The 23,360-nt window shown below is 64.0% G+C and carries 19 protein-coding genes; 11 read left to right on the top strand and 8 right to left on the bottom strand.

Going from position 1 to position 23,360, the window contains the following annotated elements; all coding sequences use genetic code 11:
• The first annotated feature begins 22 nt into the window (after positions 1–22).
• The 3 genes from EXZ48_RS16530 (at position 23) to EXZ48_RS16520 (ending at position 7,048) form a co-directional block, all read left to right on the top strand.
• Positions 23–4,192 carry a translocation/assembly module TamB domain-containing protein gene (locus EXZ48_RS16530; protein WP_130517112.1) on the top strand — a complete coding sequence of 1,390 codons (4,170 nt, stop codon included), beginning with the start codon at positions 23–25 and terminating at the stop codon, positions 4,190–4,192.
• Between the two features lie 207 nt (positions 4,193–4,399).
• Complete coding sequence (locus EXZ48_RS16525) at positions 4,400–4,876, top strand: chemotaxis protein CheW (RefSeq protein ID WP_024271110.1); 477 nt, start codon at positions 4,400–4,402, stop codon at positions 4,874–4,876.
• Positions 4,877–5,278: 402 nt separating this feature from the next.
• Positions 5,279–7,048 carry a PAS domain-containing methyl-accepting chemotaxis protein gene (locus EXZ48_RS16520; protein ID WP_130517110.1) on the top strand — a complete coding sequence of 590 codons (1,770 nt, stop codon included), beginning with the start codon at positions 5,279–5,281 and terminating at the stop codon, positions 7,046–7,048.
• 60 nt (positions 7,049–7,108) lie between these two features.
• On the opposite strand, the gene EXZ48_RS16515 is transcribed toward EXZ48_RS16520, so the two are convergent.
• The 7 genes from EXZ48_RS16515 to EXZ48_RS16485 form a co-directional block, all read right to left on the bottom strand.
• Positions 7,109–7,378: a formate dehydrogenase subunit delta gene (locus EXZ48_RS16515; protein ID WP_130517108.1), complete on the bottom strand. Its 270-nt coding sequence runs from the start codon at positions 7,376–7,378 to the stop codon at positions 7,109–7,111.
• Positions 7,379–7,387: 9 nt separating this feature from the next.
• On the bottom strand, positions 7,388–8,221 hold the full coding sequence (gene fdhD / locus EXZ48_RS16510) for a formate dehydrogenase accessory sulfurtransferase FdhD (protein ID WP_130517105.1): 834 nt from the start codon (positions 8,219–8,221) through the stop codon (positions 7,388–7,390).
• A 9-nt stretch (positions 8,222–8,230) separates the two neighbouring features.
• Positions 8,231–11,110, bottom strand: a complete 2,880-nt coding sequence (fdhF, locus tag EXZ48_RS16505; protein WP_050746075.1) for a formate dehydrogenase subunit alpha — start codon at positions 11,108–11,110, stop codon at positions 8,231–8,233.
• 54 nt (positions 11,111–11,164) lie between these two features.
• Positions 11,165–11,380, bottom strand: coding sequence for a DUF4287 domain-containing protein (locus EXZ48_RS16500; RefSeq protein WP_130517104.1), 216 nt, complete (start codon positions 11,378–11,380; stop codon positions 11,165–11,167).
• On the bottom strand, positions 11,377–12,933 hold the full coding sequence (locus EXZ48_RS16495) for an NADH-quinone oxidoreductase subunit NuoF (RefSeq protein ID WP_130517102.1): 1,557 nt from the start codon (positions 12,931–12,933) through the stop codon (positions 11,377–11,379). Before EXZ48_RS16495 ends, EXZ48_RS16500 begins: the two co-directional genes overlap by 4 nt.
• Positions 12,930–13,409, bottom strand: coding sequence for a formate dehydrogenase subunit gamma (locus tag EXZ48_RS16490; protein ID WP_130517099.1), 480 nt, complete (start codon positions 13,407–13,409; stop codon positions 12,930–12,932). The genes EXZ48_RS16495 and EXZ48_RS16490 overlap by 4 nt, the downstream gene beginning before the upstream one ends.
• A gap of 182 nt (positions 13,410–13,591) precedes the next feature.
• On the bottom strand, positions 13,592–14,485 hold the full coding sequence (locus EXZ48_RS16485; RefSeq protein ID WP_023515337.1) for a LysR family transcriptional regulator: 894 nt from the start codon (positions 14,483–14,485) through the stop codon (positions 13,592–13,594).
• 96 nt (positions 14,486–14,581) lie between these two features.
• Between EXZ48_RS16485 and EXZ48_RS16480 the strand changes: the two genes are divergently transcribed.
• Entirely contained in the window at positions 14,582–15,577 is a 996-nt protein-coding gene (locus tag EXZ48_RS16480; RefSeq protein WP_130517097.1) for an MDR family oxidoreductase, read from the top strand.
• Positions 15,578–15,600: 23 nt separating this feature from the next.
• On the opposite strand, the gene EXZ48_RS16475 is transcribed toward EXZ48_RS16480, so the two are convergent.
• Positions 15,601–16,371, bottom strand: a complete 771-nt coding sequence (locus tag EXZ48_RS16475; RefSeq protein ID WP_130517095.1) for an SDR family NAD(P)-dependent oxidoreductase — start codon at positions 16,369–16,371, stop codon at positions 15,601–15,603.
• Between the two features lie 146 nt (positions 16,372–16,517).
• On the opposite strand from EXZ48_RS16475, the gene EXZ48_RS16470 reads away from it, so the two are divergent.
• From EXZ48_RS16470 to EXZ48_RS16440, 7 genes are all read left to right on the top strand, one after another.
• A complete protein-coding gene (locus EXZ48_RS16470; RefSeq protein ID WP_024271114.1) occupies positions 16,518–17,288 on the top strand; it encodes a DeoR/GlpR family DNA-binding transcription regulator in 771 nt (256 codons plus the stop codon).
• Between the two features lie 113 nt (positions 17,289–17,401).
• A complete protein-coding gene (glpD, locus tag EXZ48_RS16465; RefSeq protein ID WP_023512859.1) occupies positions 17,402–18,919 on the top strand; it encodes a glycerol-3-phosphate dehydrogenase in 1,518 nt (505 codons plus the stop codon).
• 40 nt (positions 18,920–18,959) lie between these two features.
• Positions 18,960–20,042: an ABC transporter ATP-binding protein gene (locus EXZ48_RS16460; RefSeq protein WP_130517093.1), complete on the top strand. Its 1,083-nt coding sequence runs from the start codon at positions 18,960–18,962 to the stop codon at positions 20,040–20,042.
• Between the two features lie 10 nt (positions 20,043–20,052).
• Positions 20,053–21,123 (top strand): ABC transporter ATP-binding protein, encoded by a 1,071-nt coding sequence (locus EXZ48_RS16455; protein ID WP_130517091.1) that lies wholly within the window; start codon positions 20,053–20,055, stop codon positions 21,121–21,123.
• 2 nt (positions 21,124–21,125) lie between these two features.
• Positions 21,126–21,992, top strand: a complete 867-nt coding sequence (locus EXZ48_RS16450; protein WP_023512856.1) for a carbohydrate ABC transporter permease — start codon at positions 21,126–21,128, stop codon at positions 21,990–21,992.
• An 11-nt stretch (positions 21,993–22,003) separates the two neighbouring features.
• Complete coding sequence (locus tag EXZ48_RS16445) at positions 22,004–22,885, top strand: carbohydrate ABC transporter permease (RefSeq protein ID WP_023512855.1); 882 nt, start codon at positions 22,004–22,006, stop codon at positions 22,883–22,885.
• Complete coding sequence (locus EXZ48_RS16440; RefSeq protein WP_023512854.1) at positions 22,885–23,304, top strand: DUF2160 domain-containing protein; 420 nt, start codon at positions 22,885–22,887, stop codon at positions 23,302–23,304. The genes EXZ48_RS16445 and EXZ48_RS16440 overlap by 1 nt, the downstream gene beginning before the upstream one ends.
• The last annotated feature ends 56 nt before the right edge of the window (positions 23,305–23,360 follow it).

Genomic DNA, 23,360 nt, shown 5'->3' with positions numbered 1-23,360 from the left:
CCGCACGCGAAATGGATGACGCATGAACAGGCTGTCCCGAATTCTCCGCGCCACGCTCCGTTTTATCGGCTATGGCCTTGCCGTTCTTGTGGTTCTTCTTGCCGGTCTCGTCGGTTTCATCGGTTTTACCGATGCGGGTGCGCGTTTTGCCGTGTCGCAGGCGGAGAAGATCGCCGCTGCGAGCGGTCAGGTGATCTCGATCAGCGAACCCTCCGGCCTTCTCACCGGCAAGCTCCGCGCCGGCTCGATCGCGCTTGGCGATGCCAGGGGCACCTATGCGGAGATCCGCGACCTCGCGGTCGACTGGTCGCCGCTCCAGCTTTTCTTCTTCAGCTTCGAAGCCGAACGTGTCTCCGCCTCTTCCGTCTCGCTCCTGCGTCTGCCCGAGCCAAAGGCGGATGCGGAGCCTTCCGACACGCCGTTCACCCTGCCCGTGGAAGTACATGTCGGCGCGCTTGACGTACCGGAACTCTTTGTGTCGGGTACGGTCGTCGGCCGGGACCAGCGTATCGTCGTCTCCGGCAGCGGTGATGCGACGGCCGAAAGCGTCGCGGTCAAGCTCTCCGCTTCGGAAAAGGCGCGGCCGGATGCACGCGTCGCCGCCGATATCGTCTTCAACCCTGCCGACAACGAGCTTCGTCTTGAGGCCGATGTCGCCGAGCCGAAGGGTGGGCTGCTCGCGGCGCTGCTCAAGCTGCCGAACGACCCTGCCGTCACGATCCGCCTGACGGGCGACGGTCCGCTTTCCGAATGGACGGGCCGGCTGTCTGCTGCGCTCGACGGCACGGAAATGCTGCGGGTCGACGGACGCCACGACCTTGCGACGAACGGCCTGCACACGATCGCCCTCAGTGGCGGCGGCACTTTCGACGCGCTGATGCCGCCGCAGCTTCGCCCGCTCTTTGCCGGTGAAACGGGCATCGACGTCGTCGCCGCCTTCGACGGTTCGGACATGTTGCGCATTGAGAAGGGCTCGATCTCGACGGGCGCCATGACCCTTGCCGCCTCGGGTACGGTCAGCGCCAAGGGTGCCAACGACCTCGACGTCAAATTTTCGGGCAAGGACGGGCCGGTCGATTTCCGTTGGCCGCTCGCCGAGGGCGATGCGCGCGTGCTGATCGAAGGTGCCGATCTGTCGCTGACGGGCGAGGCGACCGCGGCAGCGCTCAAAGCCAATGCGACGGTCGTTTCGGCCGAACTGCCAGCCGGGCGGGTGGAGAACATCCGCCTGACGGCAAAAAGCGAAGCGTTCAATGTGGCGAGCCAGTCCGGCCGTATCGATGCCGTGCTCGAAACCGGCATGACGGCCTTTGCCAGTGCTGATGTCGACCGTACGGTGAAGGGGCCGGCGAAGCTGGTAGCGACGCTCACCGTCTCGCCTGACGAGATCGCCTTCGATCCCGCCACGCTCGAAAGCGCCAGCATCGGCGGTACGCTGTCGGGCCGCTATGGGTTGAAGAGCCGTGAGGCCGATGTCAATTTCCGTCTCTTCGCGCTGCCGGCCGTGCTGCCGCCGGCGCTGGCCGGCAAATTCGACACGACGATTGCGATGGAGGGACGGGTCCAGCTGGCGGGCGATGGTGCCGTTCAGGTTTCCGGGCTTCAGGTCAAGTCCGGTACGCTGGAGACGGCGGGCACGATCTCGCTCGGCAACGGTGCGCTCGATGCCGCTTTGACCGGCAAGGTACTTAACCTTGGCAAGCTGCTCGCCGATGCGGCGGGCGAAGCGGCCTTCGAGCTTTCCGCCACCGGTCCCGTTGCGGGGCTCGATGTGTCCGCCAAGGTCACGTCGAGCGGGGCAACCCTCTCCGGCCGCACGCTCAGCGATCTCGTGGTCACGCTGACCGGCAAGGCCGTTGCCGACAGCCCGTCCGGCGAATTGACGGCGACCGGTGCGCTTGATGGCCAGCCGATCAACGTGCGCTCCAGCATCACCTCCGAAGGCGGTCGCATTGCCGTGCCGGTGCTGGAAGCGGAAATCGGTCCCAACACGCTGAAGGGCTCGCTCGCGCTGGCGGACAACTTCATGCCTGACGGCACGATCCGCTTTGATTTTCCTGATCTTGGCTTGCTCGCCGCCATGGCTGGCCAGAAGGCGGCGGGCGATCTCTCCGGGCAGGTGGAAATCGCGACCGGCAATGGCCGAACGTCGGCGACCATCCAGGCCTCCGGTTCCGCCATCCGCCGCGATGCTCTCAGCATCACCAAGCCGGCGGTCGATCTCACCATCGCCGACCTCGCCACCGCGGCGATTACAGGCACGGTGCGCGCCGAGCGGGTGGCCTCGGGTGAGAACCGGCTCGAAGCGCTAAAGCTCGGTTTTTCGCGCGAAGGGCAGGCGACCAATTTCGATCTGACCGGCCGCCTCGACGGTGCGCCGCTTCTGACGAAGGGCAAGGTCATCCAGCGCGACGGTGGGCTGGATGTCGCCCTGCAGGCCTTCGAGGCCGCACCGCGGCGCATTGCCTTGAAACTGGCCAAGCCGACGACGATCGGCGTCACCAACGGCGTCGCCTCGCTCGACGGGCTGACGATCCAGGCCGGCCGCGGCTCCATTGCGGTCACGGGCCGCGCGGGTGAAGCGCTCGATCTGTCCGTTCGCCTCTCCGCGCTGCCGGCTGCGCTGGTCAACAATTTTGCCGACGGCCTTGGTGCGGAAGGCACGATCGGCGGCATGGTTACGGTTAAGGGACGCGCGGCGGCGCCCGTCGTCAACTACGCGCTGGACTGGGGCGGGGCGGTAACGAGCCAGACCCGCGGCGCGGGCATCGGCGCGCTCACCATCACTGCCAAGGGGGAATTCGCCAACAACCAGCTCCGGCTCGATACGGTGCTTTCGGGCGGTGGCGGTTTGTCCTTCCGCGGCGGCGGTACGGTCGGCATCGGCGGGGCGACGCCGCTCGGGCTCAAGTTCAACGGCACGGTGCCGTTCGGCCTGTTGCAGGGTCAGCTGTCCGCCCAGGGCTTCGTCCTGACCGGCAATGCCAATGTCGATCTCTCCATCGGCGGTACGGCGGCCACACCCTCGATTACCGGCAGCATCACGGCCGGCGGCGCGCGGCTCGTCGATGTGCGCCGCAACCTCGCGGTGGAGAACCTGACGGTCCGCGTTACGATGGACGGGCGGCAGGCAGTGATCGAGACGGTCTCCGGCAAGCTTGCCAGCGGTGGCCAGCTGTCGGCCAGCGGGCGCGTCGGCATCGACCCGGCGAGTGGCTTTCCGGTCGATGTCGCCGTCAAGCTCGGCGACATCACCTATGTCGACGGCACGCTGGTGACGGCGAATGTCGCAGGTGACCTGACGCTGAAGGGACCCGTGGCGGGGCTTTCGCTCGGCGGCAAGGTGCGCATCAACAAGGCGAACATCACCATTCCCCAAAAGCTGCCGGCCTCGCTCTCCGAAATCGACATCAAGCACCGCAATGCGCCGGCCGACGTCAAGCGCATGACGGCGGACGTGCAGCGCGACCAGGGCAGCAGCGGCGCTTCGCGCGGCATCGCGCTCGACCTTACCATCGAGGCGCCGGGCCAGCTCTTCGTGCGCGGCCGCGGCATCAATGCGGAACTTGGCGGCAGCCTGAAGATCACGGGTACGTCCGCCTCGCCGGTCGTTTCCGGCGGTTTCGAATTGGAGCGTGGACGCATGGAGATCCTGACGCGCCGTCTCGATTTCACCAGTGCCCATATCGGTTTTGCCGGCGGCCTTGTGCCGACGGTCAATCTGGTGGCCGGCAGCACGGCCGGCTCGACGGAAATCACGGTGACGGTGGCGGGCCTTGCCAACAACCCGACCGTTACCTTCGCCTCTTCGCCTTCGCTGCCGCAGGACGAAATCCTGGCGCAGCTGATCTTCAACCGCTCCATGTCGAACCTCTCGGCGGTGCAGATCGCCCAGCTTGCCTCGGCCGCCAGCCAGCTCGCCGGCGGCAGTTCGACCGGTCTGCTTGACAGCCTGCGCAGCAAGCTCGGCGTCGACGATCTCGACATCACGACGGATGCGGAAGGCCGGGCGGCGGTCTCGGCGGGGAAGTATCTCAACGAGCGGACCTATATCGAGTTAAAGCAGGACCCGGAGACGAACGGCGCCAAGGCGGTCATCAACCTCGATGTCGGCCGTGGCCTGAAGCTGCGCGGCGAGGCGGGCAGTGGCGGCAGCGCAGGCGCGGGTATCTTCTACGAGAAGGAATATTGAGGGCATTGCCGAGGCTGACGGGCGCTCCCGCCTGGATGGGATGATTGCCGGCTCCTGCAAATGGTAGGGTCGGAAAAAGTGCAAGGCTCCGTGGCGACGCGGAGCCTTTTGCATGCAGGGCGCAACAAATCGCGGCGCGTTTGAAAGATTTTAACCAGAGCGTGCATAGGATCGGGACACGAAGCAGATGAAACTGGAAAGATCCCGATGTCCTCCATCAAGACGACCGGCTTTGCCGGCGACACGCTCGAAATCATCGCATTCCGCCTGCACGATCAGGAATTCTGCGTGAAGACGACCACGATCCGCGAAATCCGCGGCTGGGCGCCGTCCACGCCGATCCCGCACTCGCCGCCTGACGTCATCGGCGTGATGAACCTGCGCGGCACGGTGATCCCGATCATCGACCTTGCTCACAAGCTCGGCATGAAGAGCACCGAGGCAAACGAGCGCAGCGCCATCGTGGTCGCCGAAGTGCACAGCATGGTCGTCGGCCTCGTCGTCGATCGGGTCTCCGACATCCTCACCATCCGCAGCGAGCAGATCCAGCCGGTGCCGGAAGTGACGACCTCCTTCGACAAAGTCTATGCGGAGGGCATCATCGCCCATGAAAACGGCATGATCTGCTTCCTCAACCTTGCGCGCATGTTCAAGGAGCGCGAAGTGGAGGACATGGCGGCCTGATCCGCCCGCTTTATCGCTGAAATCCTGAGACCGCCGTACGATTGTACGGCGGTTTTTTTATGTTTCTCGGCTTGTGCAACTTTTGCGTGTTTCAAGACTCGCCGTCTGGAGCGCCTACCTGACGTTACGTAAGCATCATGTTTTAAGATATTCTATAAGTCATTGTTATATAATAGATCTAAAATATCGCTGTTTGTTTTTCATCAATTCTTAAGTCTGTGTCGCCATCTTTGATTGCAGATGCGCATTCCGTCGCTCTGGCATGATGCCTCTCGCGAAGATTGTACTTACCGTTGCCAGCGTATGACCGTTAAAGCGGGTCATATCTGGGCATCAACACACGACGATCACCACGCGCACAATTTTGAAGAAGACCGTGGTCATCGCACAGAGGGACAGGTCATGCTTTCATTTGCGAAATCCATGGATGCGGGCCACATCTTCGACGCGCTGTCGCGTTCACAGGCCGTGATCCAGTTTGATCCCAAGGGAACCATCCTCACCGCCAACGAGAATTTCTGCCGGGCGCTCGGCTACGACTTGAAGGACATCGTCGGTCAGCACCATCGCATGTTCTGCGAGGCGGCCTACACGGCCAGCGAGGAGTATCGCCAGTTCTGGGCACATCTCGGACGTGGCGAATACGATTCGAACAGCTACAAGCGCCTGCGCAAGGACGGCAGCGAGATCTGGATCCAGGCCACCTACAATCCGGTCTTTCGCGGCGGCAAGCCCTACAAGGTCGTCAAGTTCGCCAGTGACATCACCGAAGCGAAGAGACGTGCGGCGGAGGATGCGAGCAAGCTCGACGCGATCTCCCGTTCGCAGGCCGTGATCGAGTTTACGCCCACCGGCGAGATCCTGCACGCCAACGAGAATTTCTGCACCGCGCTCGGTTATGATCTGTCCGAAATCCGCGGAAAGCATCATCGCATGTTCTGCGATCCGGCCTACGTGCAGACCGCGGCCTATGCGGATTTCTGGAAGAGCCTTGCCGAGGGCCGCTTCATCTCCAACGAGTTCGTGCGTTACGGCAAGGGTGGTCGCGAGATCTGGATCCAGGCGGCTTACAATCCGATCCGCGACCTTTCCGGCCGGGTCTACAAGGTGGTCAAGTTTGCCACCGATGTCACCGAGCGCATGTCGGCGATCAAGGCGCTCGGCATGGCGCTGAAGGCATTGGCCGGGGGCGATCTGACGCAAAATCTCGCAACGCCTTTCGTGCCGTCCATGGAAACGGTGCGCAGGGACTTCAACGAAGCTGTCGCCGGCCTTCACGATGCCATGCGCACCGTCGAGACCAATGCCAATGCGATCGCGTCGGGCGCACAGGAAATCCGCTCTGCCGCCGACGATCTGGCAAGGCGCACCGAGCAGCAGGCGGCCTCCGTGGAGGAAACTGCGGCCGCTCTCGACGAGATCACCACCACGGTCGGTGATTCGAGCCGGCGGGCCGATGAGGCAGGAACGCTGGTAAGCAAGACACGGGCGGGTGCGGAAAAATCCGGCGTGGTCGTCCGCAAGGCGATCGACGCGATGGGGCAGATCGAGCAGTCCTCGCGTGAAATCTCCAACATTCTCGGCGTCATCGACGACATCGCCTTTCAGACCAACCTTCTGGCGCTGAACGCCGGTGTCGAGGCGGCGCGGGCGGGCGAGGCGGGCAAAGGCTTCGCCGTCGTGGCGCAGGAGGTGCGGGAACTGGCCCAGCGATCGGCCAGCGCCGCCAAGGACATCAAGGCCCTGATCGCCACATCGGGCGAGCAGGTCAGGAGCGGTGTGGCGCTGGTCGATGAGACCGGACGGGCGCTTCAGGAGATCCTGGCGCAGGTCCAGGACGTGCACACCAACGTGGCGGCGATCGTCGAGGCGTCGCGCGAGCAATCGACCGGGCTTCGAGAGATCAACCAGTCGGTCAATGCGATGGACCAGGCGACGCAGCAGAATGCGGCCATGGTCGAGGAAAGCACGGCCGCCAGCCATGCCATGGCGCGCGAGGCGGATGCGCTGCATGCGCTCATCCGCCGGTTCCAGCTTGCCGGCAACACTGCCCAGCCGGTCCAGCGGGCACCCACGCCTGCACAGGTATCACAACTTCATGCCGTGGCCCGCACCCTGCGGGCGCCGCGAGGCTCCACGGCGCAGGCAGCGGAGAACTGGGAAGAGTTCTAAGCGGCCCGCGGCATGAAAAACGGCCGGCAGCGATGCCGGCCGTTTGCGTTTGAGGATTGGTCAGGGGGCTGTTGGAGCGTTCGCTCCGGCCGCAGCCGGGATTTCGGCTGGCGGCGGGCGGTGGATCATCGGCACCGCCGCGAGGACGAGGGAATCAAGGCCTTCGCCGGCGTGGTTGTCGACGATATCGAAGAGTTGCCGGCGCATGCGCGGCTCCCAGAACTTGTTGATATGGGTCGCCACGCCGTTCGGGCCCTCGCTCTTGGGCTGCGAGTGGAAGAAGGTGGCGATCTGGTTCGCCATCCTGGGAATCTTGCTGCCTTCCGACATTCCTGTCTCCTAACCGTTGCTGACCTGGCGTTCCGCACCGGAGAGGATGCGCTCCGCGCCGGTGAAAATCTCGAATTCTTCGCCCCGCACCAGCGCGACCAGCGTCATGCCGGCGTCCTCGGCGGTGCGGATGGCGAGCGCCGTCGGCGCGGAAATGGCGATGATGAAGGGGCTGCCGATGACTGCCGTCTTCTGCACCATCTCGACGGAAACGCGGCTCGTCACCACGACGGCGCCGGTGCCGCCTGCATGGCCTGTGCGCCGTGCCGCGCCGACGAGCTTGTCGAGCGCATTGTGCCGGCCGACATCCTCGCGCACGGCGATAAGGCCTTTGCCCGGGACATAGAACCCGGCGCCATGCACGGCGCGCGTCACCATATGAAGCGGCTGTTGACCGTTCAGGAGGCGCACTGCCTCCACCACGTCCTCCGCGCCGAGCGTGAGGGACGACGCCCGCACCGAGGGCGTCACGCGCACGGCCTGCTCGATCGATTCGATACCGCACAGGCCGCAGCCGACCGGGCCGGCCATGTGGCGCCGGCGGGTGGTCAGGGCGTCGTTCTGTGCGTCCGCCAGCTGGATCTGCACATCAATACCCTTGTCTTCGGCCAGCACCTCGATGGCCTCGATCTCGCAAGGGTCGGTGATGATGCCCTCCGTCAGGCTGAAGCCGATGGCGAAATCCTCGAGGTCGGCGGGCGTTGCCATCATGACCGCATGGGTCGAGCCCGCATAGGAGAAGGCAACCGGGGCCTCCTCCGGCACGAAGCGCTCGCTTTCCGCGAGCCGCCCGTTGCGGCGGGCGATCTCGGCAACCTTGGTCGTGGTGGAAAAATCCGGCACGCCGCTATCCTACTCCGCTGCCTCCAGCTTACCCCTGATCCGGCGCGAGCGGCGGGCCAGTTCGTCATATTCGACCTGCCAGTCGGATGGGCCGTTCGACGGCGAGATCTGCACGGCGGTCACCTTATACTCCGGACAGTTGGTCGCCCAGTCGGAGAAATCGGTGGTGATGACGTTTGCCTGCGTCGTCGGGTGGTGGAAGGTCGTGTAGACGACACCCGGTGCCACGCGGTCGGTGACGAGGGCGCGCAATGTCGTCTCGCCGGCGCGGCTGGCGAGACGCACCCAGTCGCCATCGCGGATCCCGCGGTTTTCCGCATCGTGCGGGTGGATCTCCAGCCGGTCCTCCTCGTGCCAGACGACGTTTTCCGTGCGCCGCGTCTGGGCGCCGACATTGTACTGGCTGAGGATGCGGCCGGTGGTAAGCAGCAGCGGGAAACGCGGGCCGGTCTTCTCGTCCGTTGCGACATATTCCGTGCGGATGAACTTGCCCTTGCCGCGCACGAAGCCGTTGATGTGCATGATCGGCGAACCTTGTGGGTTCTTCTCGTTGCAGGGCCACTGCACCGAGCCGACCTTTTCCAGATAGTCGTAGGAAACGAGGGCAAAGCTCGGCGTCGTTGCGGCGATCTCATCCATGATTTCGGAGGGATGGCTGTAGTTCCAGGCAAGGCCCATGGCCTTGGCGAGGTTCTGGGTGACCTCCCAGTCCGCATAGCCGTTCTTCGGCGTCATCACGCGGCGCACGCGGTTGATGCGGCGTTCGGCATTGGTGAAGGTGCCGTCCTTTTCGAGGAAGGTCGAGCCCGGCAGGAAGACATGGGCGTAGTTCGCCGTCTCGTTGAGGAAGAGGTCCTGCACGACGACGCATTCCATCGCAGCCAGGCCGGCCGAGACGTGCTTGGTGTCCGGGTCGGACTGGAGAATGTCCTCGCCCTGGATATAGATGCCTTTGAACGTGCCTTCGACGGCGGCGTCCAGCATGTTGGGGATACGCAGGCCCGGCTCGTTGTTGAGCGTCACGCCCCACAGCTTCTCGAAGATCTCGCGCGTCGCATCGTCGGAGATGTGGCGGTAGCCCGGCAGTTCGTGCGGGAAGGAGCCCATGTCGCACGAGCCCTGCACGTTGTTCTGGCCGCGCAGCGGATTCACGCCGACGCCTTCGCGGCCGATATTGCCGGTCGCCATGGCGAGGTTGGCGATGGCCATGACAGTAGTCGAGCCCTGGCTGTGTTCGGTGACGCCGAGGCCATAGTAGATCGAGCCGTTGCCGCCGGTGGCGAACAGGCGGGCGGCGCCGCGCAGCGTTTCCGCCGGCACGCCGGTGAAGGCTTCGGTTTCCTCGGGGCTGTGGCGCGGCTCGGCGACGAAGGAGGCCCAGTCCTCGAATTCCGACCAGTCGCAGCGCTCGCGGATGAATTTTTCGTCGAAGAGGCCCTCCGTCACGATGACATGGGCGAGCGCCGTGACGACGGCGACGTTCGTGCCGGGCTTCAGCGGCAGGTGATAGGAGGCCTTGATGTGCGGCGAGGAGACGAGATCGATGCGGCGCGGATCGATGACGATCAGCTTGGCACCCTGGCGCAGGCGCTTCTTGAGGCGCGAGGCGAAGACCGGATGGCCGTCCGTCGGGTTGGCGCCGATGACGATGACGACGTCGGTGTGCTCGACGCTGTCGAAGTTCTGCGTGCCGGCGGAGGTGCCGAAGGCCTGACCAAGGCCATAGCCCGTCGGCGAATGGCAGACGCGGGCGCAGGTATCGACATTGTTGTTGCCGAAACCGGCGCGGATCAGCTTCTGGACGAGGAAGGTCTCCTCGTTGGTGCAGCGCGAGGAGGTGATGCCGCCGACCGAATCACGACCGTACTGGTACTGGATGCGGCGGAATTCGGCGGCGACATGGGCATAGGCCTCATCCCAGGTCACCTCGCGCCACGGGTCCGAGATCTTCTCGCGGATCATCGGGTTGAGGATGCGCTCCTTGTGGGTCGAGTAGCCGTAGGCGAAGCGGCCCTTGACGCAGGAATGGCCGCGGTTCGCCTGGCCGTCCTTCCAGGGCACCATGCGCACCAGTTCCTCACCGCGCATCTCCGCCTTGAAGGAGCAGCCGACGCCGCAATAGGCGCAGGTGGTGACGACGGAATGCTCCGGCTGGCCGATCTCGATGACGGATTTTTCCGTCAGCGTCGCCGTCGGGCAGGCCTGCACGCAGGCGCCGCAGGAGACGCATTCGGATTCGAGGAAATGCTCGTGCATGCCGGGCGAAACGCGGCTGTCGAAGCCGCGGCCCTCGATGGTCAGCGCGAAGGTACCCTGAACCTCCTCGCAGGCCCGCACGCAGCGCGAGCAGACGATGCATTTCGACGGATCGTAGGTGAAATAGGGATTCGATTCGTCCTTCGGCATCCAGCGGGCATTGGCTTCGCCATTGTTGCGTGCCTTGACGTGGTTGTCGCCCTCGTAGCCGTAGCGCACGTCGCGCAGGCCCACGGCTCCGGCCATGTCCTGCAGTTCGCAGTCGCCATTCGCCGCACAGGTGAGACAGTCGAGCGGATGGTCGGAGATGTAGAGCTCCATCACGCCCTTGCGGATGTCCTTCAGCCGGCCCGTCTGGGTGTGGACGACGAGGCCGGGCGCCACCGGGGTCGTGCAGGAGGCCGGGGTACCGTTGCGGCCCTCGATCTCGACGAGACAGAGCCGGCAGGAGCCGAAGGCATCCACCATGTCGGTGGCGCAGAGTTTTGGCACCTGGATACCGGCCTCCATCGAGGCGCGCATGATGGAGGTGCCCTCTGGAACGGTGATCTCGTTCCCGTCGATGGTGAGCGTCACCATCTTTTCCGAGCGGGAGGCGGGAGTGCCGAAGTCGATTTCTGGAACGAGGGGCATGAGAACCTCCGGGTCAATCCGTTGCGCCGCTGATGGCGGCGACTTCATTTGTTGCTACGACTTCGTCTCGGCGAGCGTCGCCGCGACGAGTGCATTGGCATGGCCATGGCCGAGACCGTGCGCTTCCTTGAGGAACGCGACGATCTGCATGTGCGCCTTGCCGTCCTGTGCGCGGATGATCTCCTTCCAGTGCTCGATCGGCTGACCGTAGGTCTTCTCGATCGAAGGGAAGTAGGATGCCGGGCCTTTGACCTTTTCCGGTGTGCTCATTCCGCCGCCTCCACCATCGGGGCCGGGGAAAAATCCTCCGGGAAATGCGTCATGGCGCTCATGACAGGATAGGGCGTGAAGCCGCCGAGCGCGCAGAGCGAACCGAACTTCATGGTGTTGCAGAGGTCGGCGAGCAGTTCGCGGTTCTTCTCCGGCTCGATGCCCTGGGCGATCTTGTCGGCGGTCTCGACACCGCGCGTCGAGCCGATGCGGCAGGGCGTGCACTTGCCGCAGCTTTCGACGGCACAGAATTCCATGGCGAAGCGTGCCTGCTTCAGCATGTCGACCGTGTCATCGAAGACAGTGATGCCGGCATGGCCGATGAGGCCGTCCTTCGCGGCGAAAGCCTCGTAGTCGAAGGGCGTGTCGAACAGGGCGCGCGGGAAATAGGCGCCGAGCGGGCCGCCGACCTGCACGGCGCGAACCGGCCGGCCGGTGGCGGTGCCGCCGCCGATGGCGTCGACGATCTCGCCGAGCGTCAGGCCGAAGGCGGTTTCATAGAGTCCGCTATGCTTGACGTTGCCGGCGATCTGGATCGGGATGGTGCCGCGCGAGCGGCCCATGCCGAAATCGCGGTAGTAGGCGGCGCCTTTGTCCATTACGATCGGCACGGAGGCAAGCGAGATGACGTTGTTGACCACGGTGGGGCGGCCCATGAAGCCCTGCAGGGCCGGCAGCGGCGGCTTGGCGCGCACGATGCCGCGCTTGCCCTCCAGGCTGTTGAGCAGTGCCGTCTCCTCGCCGCAGACATAGGCGCCCGCGCCGACACGGATCTCCATGTCGAACGCCCTGCCGGAGCCGAGCACGGACGGACCGAGCACGCCGGCGGCGCGCGCGACGATAACGGCGTCGTTCATCATGGCGATGGCGTGTGGATATTCGGAACGGGTGTAGACGTAGCCCTTGGTGGCGCCGGTGGCGAGGCCGGCGATCGCCATGCCCTCGATCAGAACGAAGGGATCGCCCTCCATGATCATGCGGTCGGCGAAGGTGCCGCTGTCGCCCTCGTCGGCATTGCAGACGATGTATTTTTTGTCGCCGGGGGCATCGAGCACGGTTTTCCACTTGATGCCTGTCGGGAAGCCTGCGCCGCCGCGGCCGCGCAGGCCGCTATCGGTGACTTCCTTGACGACATCAGCAGGAGCCATCGCGATGGCCTTTTCGAGGCCTCGCAGACCGCCATGGGCCCTGTAGTCCTCAAGCGAGACGGGATCGATGACGCCGCAGCGCGCGAAAGTGAGGCGGGTCTGGTTCTTCAGGAACGGAATCTCTTCCGTTCCGCCAAGACAGAGCGGGTGGGCCTTGCCGTCCAGCAGGCCGGCGTCGAGCAAGGCGGGCACGTCGGCGGGTTTGACGGGGCCGTAGGCGATGCGGCCTTCAGCCGTCTCGACCTCGACCAGCGGCTCCAGCCAGTGCATGCCGCGCGAGCCGTTGCGCACGATCGTGATGTCGAGCTTGCGGGCCTCCGCCTCACGGGAAAAGGCCTGGGCGACGCGGTCGGCGCCAAGCGCCAGCGCAGCGGCATCGCGGGGAACATAGATGCGAACGGTCATCGGCGTGCCTCCGCGACGAGTTCCTTCGCCAGATCCGCATCGACCCGTCCATGCACCTCGCCGTCGAGCATTGCGGCGGGTGCGCAGGAACAGAGCCCGAGACAGTATATGGGTTCGAGCGTGACGGCGCCGTCCAGCGTCGTCTGGTGGAAATCAATGCCGAGCAGCGCCTTCACGCGCTCCGCCAGTTCATCTCCGCCCATCGATTGACAGGCCTCGGCGCGACAGAGCTTCAGCACATGCCGTCCGGTCGGGTGGTCGCGGTAGTCGTGGTAGAAGGTGACGACGCCATGCACCTCGGCACGCGACAGGTTGAGCTCGCGGGCGATCACCGGCAGGCTCTCGTGCGGCACGAAGCCGAACTCCGCCTGAATTTCGTGCAGGATGGGAAGAAGCGGCCCTTCGAGCCCCTTCAGTTCGCTGACGATCGCCAGCGTTCTTGCGCCGACATCGCTGCCGGATACGTGCACATTCATCGTCAGGCCTCCCAACCGACACGAATGAACCGCAAGGTGTCAGGGGTTCCATCGCGCCGATACCATTGAAACTGCTCGGCGAAGACCGGAACCCTGTCGATCCACGCGCTTGTTCTAACAGCTTCTCAGCCGGGAGACGACCGGTCAATAAAGCAAAGCCGTTGGCCGATAGAAAAATCCTATCAATCGATCCCCTTTTCCGCCAGCACACGGGCTTCGTGCAGCAGGGCGGATACGAGCGGGGTAAAGGGCTCACGATGGGTGGCGACAAGGCCGACGGTGTGGTGCGGCTCGGGATCGACGAGGGAAACTATACTTATTTCGTCAGGAAATCCAAATGATTTTGCAACATTTCGCGGCATGATGCTCGCCCAGCGCCCCGTGCGCACATGGGAGAACAGCACGATCATCGAATTGGCCTCCAGCGAGGGCTCCACCGAAACGCCGGCTTCGGCGAAGTGCCGGTTGATGATGCGACGGTTCTGCATGTCGGCGGTCAATAGGCAAAGCCGAACGCTTCCGGCCTCCTGCCAGGTCACGGTCTTGCGATCGGCAAAGGGCGTGCCGCGGGCGGTGACGAGGCAATAGTGCTCGTGCAGCAGTGGTACGCTGGTAACGCGGCCGAGCGGCTCGTTTTCGAGATAGGTGAGGCCGGCGTCGATCTCCAGATTCTCCAGGAGGCCGAGGATCTTGATGGAGGTGGTGGAAACGATGGAGAAGGTGACGTCCGGGTGCTTTTCCTGGAAGGGTGCGGTGATGCGGGGCACCATGGCGAGCGTCGTCGGAATGGCGGCAAGGCGGATATGGCCGGAAAGACCCTTGCGCGCCGCGCGCATCTCCTCACGCATGGTGCGCGTGTCGCCGACAATGCGGCGGGCCCATTCGAGCACGCGCTGGCCTTCCGGCGTCAGGCCCTGGTAGCGCGAGCCGCGCACGACCAGCATCACGCCCAGCTGGTCCTCCAGCTGGCGGATCGCCGCCGAAAGCGTCGGCTGCGAGATGCCGAGTTCTTCCGCCGCCCGGGCGAAATGTTTCTCGCGGGCGAGCGCAATGAAGTATTCGAGCTTGTCTATCATCCCGTCCCTCCGCGTCCTTGATACAAAAGAACAGTGGCGGCACCAATGCCCCGCGCCCTATATCTGGGGCGAATGGATGCGCACGAGGAGAAAGCGATGACGTTCCAGGCATTGTTGGTGGAAAAGGGGGCGGATGGCGCGGTTTCCGCATCGATCCAGGACCTGGAGGATTCGCGGCTTCCGGCCGGCGATGTCACCGTTGCCGTCGAATATTCGACGCTCAACTACAAGGACGGGCTCTGCATCACCGGCAAGGGCGGTCTGGTGCGCAGCTTTCCGCACGTGCCGGGCGTCGATTTCGCCGGCACCGTCGAAGCCTCCGATGATCCGCGCTACCGGCCAGGCGATCGTGTGGTGCTGACCGGCTGGCGGGTCGGCGAGATCTGGTGGGGCGGTTACGCGACGCGCGCGAAGGTCAAGGCCGACTGGCTGGTGCCGTTGCCGGCGGAGCTTTCGACCCGGCAGGCCATGGCGATCGGCACGGCTGGGCTTACCTCCATGATGTCCGTCATCGCGCTGGAAAAGGCCGGGCTCTCTCCGCTGAAGGGCGAGGTCCTGGTAACGGGTGCGGCCGGCGGCGTCGGCTCGGTGGCGGTCGCACTGCTGGCGCGGCTCGGCTATTCGGTCGCCGGCGTGACGGGGCGGCCGGAAACGGCGGACTACCTCAGGGAACTCGGCGCCGAAACCATTGTCGACCGCGGTGAATTGTCTGAAGCGGGTAGCAAGCCGCTCGAATCGGAGCGCTGGGCCGGCGCCGTCGACGCGGTCGGCGGCGAGATGCTGTCGTGCGTGCTCAAGCAGATGAAATATGGCGGTGCGGTCGCCTCGGTGGGCCTTGCGGCCGGCGCGGCGGTGCCGTCCTTCACGGTCATTCCGTTCCTTTTGCGCGGCGTCAGCCTGCTTGGTATCGATTCGGTCATGCGGCCCTATGACCAGCGTGTCGACGCCTGGAACCGCATCGCCGCCGACCTTCCGATGGACAAGCTGGAGGCGATGGTGGTGGAGCACCGGCTCTCCGACCTGCCGGCGCTGGCCGGCAGGATCCTTGAGGGTAAGGTGAAGGGCCGCGTCGTCATCGATCTCAACGCCTGACCGGTGCCAACGGCCGGCTGGCTTCAGCAGATCAGCTGGCCGCCGTTCACTTCCAGTACCTGGCCGGTGATGTAGCCGGACAGCGCCTTCGAGGCCAGGAAGAGATAGGCGGGGGCGCAATCCTCCGCGGTGCCGAGCCGCTGCAACGGGATGGTCTTTCGCGTTGCCTCGAGCTTGTCAGCCGACGAGTAGCGTGAATGGAAGTCGGTGGTGATCGTACCCGGCGAGACGCAATTGACACGGATGCCATCAGGCGCGAGCTCGCGCGCCAGGCCCTTGGAATAGGTCGAGACGAAAGCCTTGGTTGCCGAATAGATCGCCGATCCGGGGCTGCCCCCGGTCAGCGCCGAGATCGAAACCGTGTTGACGATGGCGCCGCCCGGTGCCCGGCGCAGCGATGGCAGCAGCGCGCGCGTCACCTCGACGACGGAGGTCTGGTTGAGGCGCACGACGGTTTCGTACTGCTCGTCCGTCAATTCGGCGGCGGGGAAGCGGCCGACCATGGTGCCGGCATTGTTGATGAGCACGTCGATATGCGGGAAGAGGCTGTCCACCCGCTGCAGGATCGCGCCGATGCCGCCTTCGACGAGGAAGTCGGAATAGACGATGTGGGCACGGGCTTCTGCGACGGCGTTTTCCAGGAAATCGGGCAGCGGGCCGGTCGGCGCTCGCCCGCCATGCAGCAGCACATGGGCGCCGCAATCGAGGAACTGCCGCGCGATCTCCAGACCGATGCCGCGCCCTGCACCCGTCACGACGACATTGGCGCCCTTGAACAAGGCTGGATGAAACATGTGCTTTCCTCCTGATGCTGGCCGCAACCTGCTGCCTGCCCAGTATCACAAAAAGTGGGGCGCACTCCAAGAAGGCGCGGCAGATCAATTGATGTGCTTTCGTTTTTGCATATTATGAAAACAAACGAAAGCAATGGGAGGAGCCGATGTTTCTGACAGGTCGCCAGGCGGAGATCCTCGATCTCGCCAAGGCCGAGGGCCGCGTGCTCGTGGAGGACCTTGCGGCGCGCTTCTCCGTGACGCCGCAAACCATCCGCAAGGATCTCAACGATCTCTGCGACAACAAGGTCCTGACGCGCATCCATGGCGGGGCGTTGTTCCCGAGCGGCAACGAGAACGTCAAATACGAGGCGCGCCGCTCCATCGCTGCGCCGGAAAAACAGGCGATCGGCCGCGCCGCCGCCGCCATGATCCCGGACAATTCCTCACTCTTCATCAATATCGGCACGACGACGGAAGCTGTGGGGGAGGCGCTGCTCGAGCACAAGGAGCTGATGGTCATCACCAATAATATCAACGTCGCCAATCGCTTGCGCGTCTATCCCTCGATCGAGGTGGTGATCGCGGGCGGTGTCGTGCGTGGGGCGGATGGCGGCATCGTCGGCGAGGCGGCGGTCGATTTCATCCGCCAGTTCAAGGTGGATTACGCGGTCATCGGTGTTTCCGCGATCGACGAAGACGGTGCGCTGCTCGATTTCGACTATCGCGAGGTGAAGGTGGCGCAGGCGATCATTGCCAATGCACGCCACGTCATTCTGGTTTCGGATTCGACGAAATTCGAAAGAACAGCGCCGGTCCGCATCGGCCACCTCTCGCAGGTCCATACCTTCATCACGGACAGCTGTCCTTTCGAGGGTATTCGCAGCATTTGCCAGGAGCATGACGTGCGTCTCGTGGAGACGGCTTCTCCCCATTGAACGGGGAAATGGCGTTTTCGCCCGCATTCGTTTGACATTCGAAATGTTTTCGTTTTAACTCCACTGGCTTTCGCAACTGCGCAAATTTGTGCGATGCGAAATGGGAGGGGACTTTGAACGGCGACGTGATCCGCGATATTTTCGTTATCGGTGGCGGCATCAATGGCTGCGGCATCGCACGCGATGCGGCGGGCCGTGGATATTCGGTCGTGCTTGCCGAGATGAAGGATTTCGCGTCGGGCACGTCCTCGGCCTCCACCAAACTCATCCATGGCGGCCTGCGCTATCTCGAACACTACGAGTTCCGTCTGGTGCGTGAGGCGCTGATGGAGCGCGAAGTGCTCTGGGCCATGGCGCCGCACGTCATCTGGCCGATGCGTTTCGTGCTGCCTTTCCAGAAGGGCGGTCTGCGTCCCGCCTGGCTCATCCGCCTCGGCCTGTTCCTTTATGACTATATTGGCGGGCGCAAGCTTTTGCCGGCCACCCGCACGCTCGACCTAGCGAAGGACCCGGCGGGCGGGCCGCTGAAGAAACTCTTCCGCAAGGCTTTCGAATATTCCGACGGCTGGGTGGACGATGCGCGCCTCGTTGTCCTGAATGCCCGCGACGCTGCCGATCGCGGTGCGGATATCCGCACCGGCACGAAGGTCGTCACTGCCCGCCGCGAAAACGGCCACTGGAATGTCGAGACGGAGAATGTCGAGACGGGGGCGCGTGAAACCGTCCGCGCGCGCATGCTGGTCAATGCGGCAGGTCCCTGGGTCGACAAGGTTCTCTCCTCTGCCTTCGGTCGCAACGACGTGCACAATGTTCGCCTCGTGCAGGGCAGCCACGTCGTCGTGAAGAAGAAGTTCTCCGATCCGCGCGCCTACTTCTTCCAGAACCCGGACGGGCGTATCATGTTCGCCATTCCCTACCAGGAAGAATTCACGCTGATCGGCACGACCGACCGGGACTATCAGGGCGATCCCCGAGATGTTCGCATCAGCGACGCGGAAATCGATTATCTTTGCGCCTCGGCGAGCGAGTATTTCGCCGAACCCGTAACGCGGAACGACATTGTCTGGACCTATTCCGGCGTGCGTCCGCTCTTCGACGACGGCGCCAGCAAGGCGCAGGAAGCGACACGCGACTACGTACTGAAGGTCGAGGGCAGCGATGGTCAGGCACCGTTGCTCAACATCTTCGGCGGCAAGCTCACCACCTACCGGCGTCTCGCCGAATCGGCGCTGGAAAAGATCGGGGATGCGATCGGCGTGAAGGGGGATCGCTGGACGGCCGGCTCGCGCCTGCCCGGCGGCGATTTCAAGGCCGACGGGTTCGATGCCGAGGTGAAGGCGCTTTCCGCGCGGTTCGCCTTCCTCACTCCGGCCCATGCCCGCCGGCTCGTGCGGCTTTACGGCACGCGGGCGTCGGTGATGCTGGATGGTGCAAAAGGGATCGACGACCTCGGGCGGCATTTCGGCAGCGATCTCTATGAGCGCGAAGTGCGCTGGCTGATGACGGAAGAGTGGGCCCGGCATGCCGAGGACGTGCTGTGGCGGCGGACCAAACGCGGATTGCATCTGACGGCTGACGAAGCGGCCGCGCTGGAAGAGTACATGGCGGTCGCACAGGCGGCCCCCCACTAGCGGCCTTTTCCGGTGGCTGGGAGGAACGACGGAGACAGGAATGCTGGAACTTAAGAACATCACGAAGGTGGCGGGGGCGGAAACGCACATCCATCCGACCAACCTCGTGCTCGAGCGCGGCTCGCTCAACGTGCTGCTCGGCCCGACGCTGTCGGGCAAGACCTCGTTGATGCGGCTGATGGCCGGCCTCGACAAGCCGACTTCCGGTTCCGTCTGGTTCGACGGCAAGGATGTGACGGGCGTGCGCGTGCAGGATCGCGGCGTCGCCATGGTCTATCAGCAGTTCATCAACTACCCGGCGCTGACCGTCTATGAGAACATCGCCTCGCCGATGCGCATCAAGGGTGCGGATACGGCGACGATCGATCGGGAAGTGCGCAAGGCGGCGGATCTTCTGAAGCTGACGCCGTATCTCGACCGCACGCCGCTCAACCTCTCCGGCGGCCAGCAGCAGCGCACGGCGCTTGCCCGCGCCATCGTCAAGAATGCCAGCCTCGTGCTGCTCGACGAGCCGCTCGCCAACCTCGATTACAAGCTGCGCGAGGAATTGCGCCTCGAACTGCCGAAAATCTTCGCCGCCTCCGGCGCGATCTTCGTCTATGCGACGACGGAGCCCTCCGAGGCGCTACTTCTCGGCGGCAACACGGCGGCACTCGCGGAAGGTTGCATCACCCAGTTCGGCCGCACCATCGACGTCTATCGCCGCCCGAACGATCTTCTGACCGCCCGTACCTTCGCAGACCCGCCGCTCAACACGATGCAGGTGCTGAAGACCGGCGACCGGTTCGAGATCGGCGGCAAGCCCGTGCTGCCGGTGCCGGCGCATCTTTCCGCCCTGCCGGATGGCCCCTGCACCATCGCTTTCCATCCCCATCATCTGGCGCTCACCAGCCAGCATCCGGCATCCGCAAGCCTTCAGGTGCGCACGGCGATCTCGGAAATCGCCGGCTCGGAAAGCTTCATTCACATCGAGTTCGAGGGCAGCCGCTGGGTCATGCTCTCGCCGGGCATCCACGACATCGAGCCGGACGCGGTCATCGCCGTCCATGTCGACACGCGCCACCTGATGGCGTTCGGCACGGATGGCAGGGCGATCGCGGAACCTGCGGCCGCGGCGGCCTGAGGAGGAGACCATGGCACGCATTACCCTTGACCATATCCGTCACGCCTACGGCGAAAAGCCGAAGTCCGAGGCGGACTACTCCCTGAAGGAAGTCCATCACGAGTGGAACGACGGTGGCGCCTACGCGCTGCTCGGTCCTTCGGGTTGCGGCAAGACCACGCTGCTCAACATCATCTCCGGCCTGTTGCAGCCGTCGGAGGGACGCATCCTGTTCGATGGCAAGGATGTCACGTACCTCTCGACGCAACAGCGCAACATCGCGCAGGTCTTCCAGTTCCCGGTCATCTACGACACGATGACGGTCTACGACAATCTGGCCTTTCCGCTGCGCAATCGCGGCGTTGCGGAGCCCGAAGTCGACCGCCGCGTGCGTGAAATTCTGGAAATGATCGATCTCGCCGGCTGGGCGAAGAAGACCGCGCGCGGCCTTACCGCAGACCAGAAGCAGAAGATCTCACTCGGTCGTGGCCTCGTACGCAACGACGTCAACGCGATCCTCTTCGACGAGCCGCTGACCGTCATCGACCCGCACATGAAATGGGTGCTGCGCTCGCAGCTGAAAAAGCTGCACCGGCAGTTCGGCTTTACCATGGTCTATGTCACGCACGACCAGACCGAGGCGCTGACCTTCGCCGACAAGGTGGTCGTCATGTATGACGGCCAGATCGTGCAGATCGGCACGCCGGCCGAGCTTTTCGAGAAGCCGAGCCACACTTTCGTCGGTTACTTCATCGGCTCGCCGGGCATGAACGTGCTGCCGGCCGTCATCGACGGCAGCAGCATCAAGGTCGGTGAACAGACGCTTGACCTCGACTACAAGCCGCAGGTCGCTGCTGGTGCAAAAACCGAACTCGGCATCCGCCCGGAGTTCATTTCGTTGTCGCGGGACGGCATGCCGGTTTCGATCAGCAAGGTCGAGGATATCGGCCGGCAGAAGATCGTGCGTGCCGAATTTGCCGGCAAGCCGATCGCCATCGTCGTCCCTGAAGACGGGGAAATCCCGGCCGAGCCGCGCGTGACCTTCGATCCTGCGGCCATCAACATCTACGCCGATTCGTGGCGTGTCGGCAGGGAGGGCTGACGATGAACAAGACCTGGAACAACAAGGCCTGGTTCATGGTCCTGCCGGTCCTGCTGCTCGTCGCCTTCTCGGCGGTGATCCCGTTGATGACGGTGGTGAACTATTCGGTTCAGGACACGTTCGGCAACAACCAGTTCTTCTGGAACGGCGTCGGCTGGTTTTCCGACGTGCTGGAATCCGATCGCTTCTGGCAGGCGCTCGGCCGCAACCTGCTGTTCTCCGGCATCATCCTGTCCATCGAGATCCCGCTCGGCATCCTGATTGCGCTCAACATGCCCAAGAAGGGGCTTGGCGTACCGGTCTGCCTCGTGCTGATGGCGCTACCGCTGCTCATCCCGTGGAACGTCGTCGGCACGATATGGCAGGTGTTCGGCCGCGTCGATATCGGCCTGCTCGGCCGCACGCTCGATGCGCTCGGCATCAGCTACAACTACGTCAACAACGTCTTCGACGCCTGGCTGACGCTGATCGTCATGGACGTCTGGCACTGGACGAGCCTTGTCGTGCTCCTGTGCTATGCCGGCCTCGTCTCGATCCCGGAGGCCTACTACCAGGCGGCCAAGATCGACGGCGCGTCGCGCTGGGCCGTGTTCCGCTACATCCAGCTGCCCAAGATGAAGCGCGTCCTTTTGATTGCCTTCCTGCTGCGCTTCATGGATAGTTTCATGATCTATACGGAGCCCTTCGTCGTCACCGGCGGCGGCCCGGGCAACTCGACGACCTTCCTGTCGATCGACCTCGTCAAGATGGCGATCGGCCAGTTCGACCTCGGCCCGGCCGCGGCCATGTCCATCATCTACTTCCTGATCATCCTGCTGCTGTCGTGGATCTTCTACACGGTCATGACCAGCAGCGACGAACAGGCGTGAGGGAGGAAACCATGACCTCACAGGCAACCACTGCAAGCTCCATCCAGGCAAGCGCCACAACCAGCGCCGGTGCAAAGGCCGGGGCCGGCTCGAAGCGTAGCCTCTCCTGGCTCGTGCCGACGCTCTACATCGTCTTCCTGATGCTGCCGATCTACTGGCTCGTCAACATGAGCTTCAAGACGAACCAGGAAATCACCGGCGCCTTCTCGCTCTGGCCCCAGTCGCCGACGCTCCGGAACTACGCGGTCATTTTTACCGATCCGGCCTGGTACAACGGCTATCTCAACTCGATCATCTACGTGGTCTTGAACACGGTTATTTCGGTCGCCGTGGCGCTGCCGGCGGCCTACGCCTTCTCGCGTTACCGCTTCCTCGGCGACAAGCACCTGTTCTTCTGGCTGCTGACCAACCGCATGGCGCCGCCAGCCGTCTTCGCGCTGCCGTTCTTCCAGCTCTATTCCGCCTTCGGCCTGATCGACACGCATATCGCCGTTGCCATCGCGCACTGCCTGTTCAACGTGCCGCTCGCCGTCTGGATTCTTGAAGGCTTCATGTCCGGCGTGCCGAAGGAAATCGACGAGACCGCCTATATCGACGGCTACTCGTTCCCGAAATTCTTCGCCAAGATCTTCGTGCCGCTGATCGCATCGGGCATCGGCGTCGCCGCCTTCTTCTGCTTCATGTTCTCCTGGGTCGAGCTGCTGATTGCCCGCACCTTGACGACGACGGACGCCAAGCCGATCGCCGCCACGATGACGCGTACGGTTTCGGCTTCCGGCATGGACTGGGGCGTGCTCGCTGCCGCCGGGGTTCTGACCATCATTCCCGGCGCGCTCGTCATCTATTTCGTCCGCAATTATATCGCCAAGGGCTTTGCCCTGGGGAGGGTCTGATGGCCGCTGTCGTAAGCCGCACCAACCGCTGGCCGGTGGCGCTTGCCGCCGTGCTTGCCACCTACGCCGTCCTCACCGGCCTCCTCGTCATGGCGATCCCCGTCAAGGACGGCGCACGCGACTGGTTCGCCTCGCTCATTCCAGGCGGCTGGATGGCCTGGTCGTTCCCGACGGCCATGTTCTTCCTGACGATCTTCACGCTGATCGCGCTGATGGCAGTGTGGGAATATGCCCGCCCGGGCGGATCCCCGCGCGTCGGCATCCTGCGCTTCGAGACGACCCGTGGCGACCGGCTCTTCGTGTCGCTGCTCGGCTCGGCGTTCATTCATCTCGCATGGCTGGGGCTCGTCGGCCCCAACCTGTGGTGGGCTCTTGCCTTGTCTGTGGTCTACGCCATCGGCGTTTTCCGCTTCGTCTAGGCAAAGAAAATGGGGGCCCCGGGGAGATAGGGGCCTTCGCAGATGCAATCGCAAAA

The organism is Shinella sp. JR1-6, from assembly GCF_004284735.1.
Taxonomy (GTDB): domain Bacteria; phylum Pseudomonadota; class Alphaproteobacteria; order Rhizobiales; family Rhizobiaceae; genus Shinella.
The sequence above is the reverse complement of the archived record's forward strand: the minus strand, read 5'-3'. Positions and strand labels throughout refer to the sequence as shown.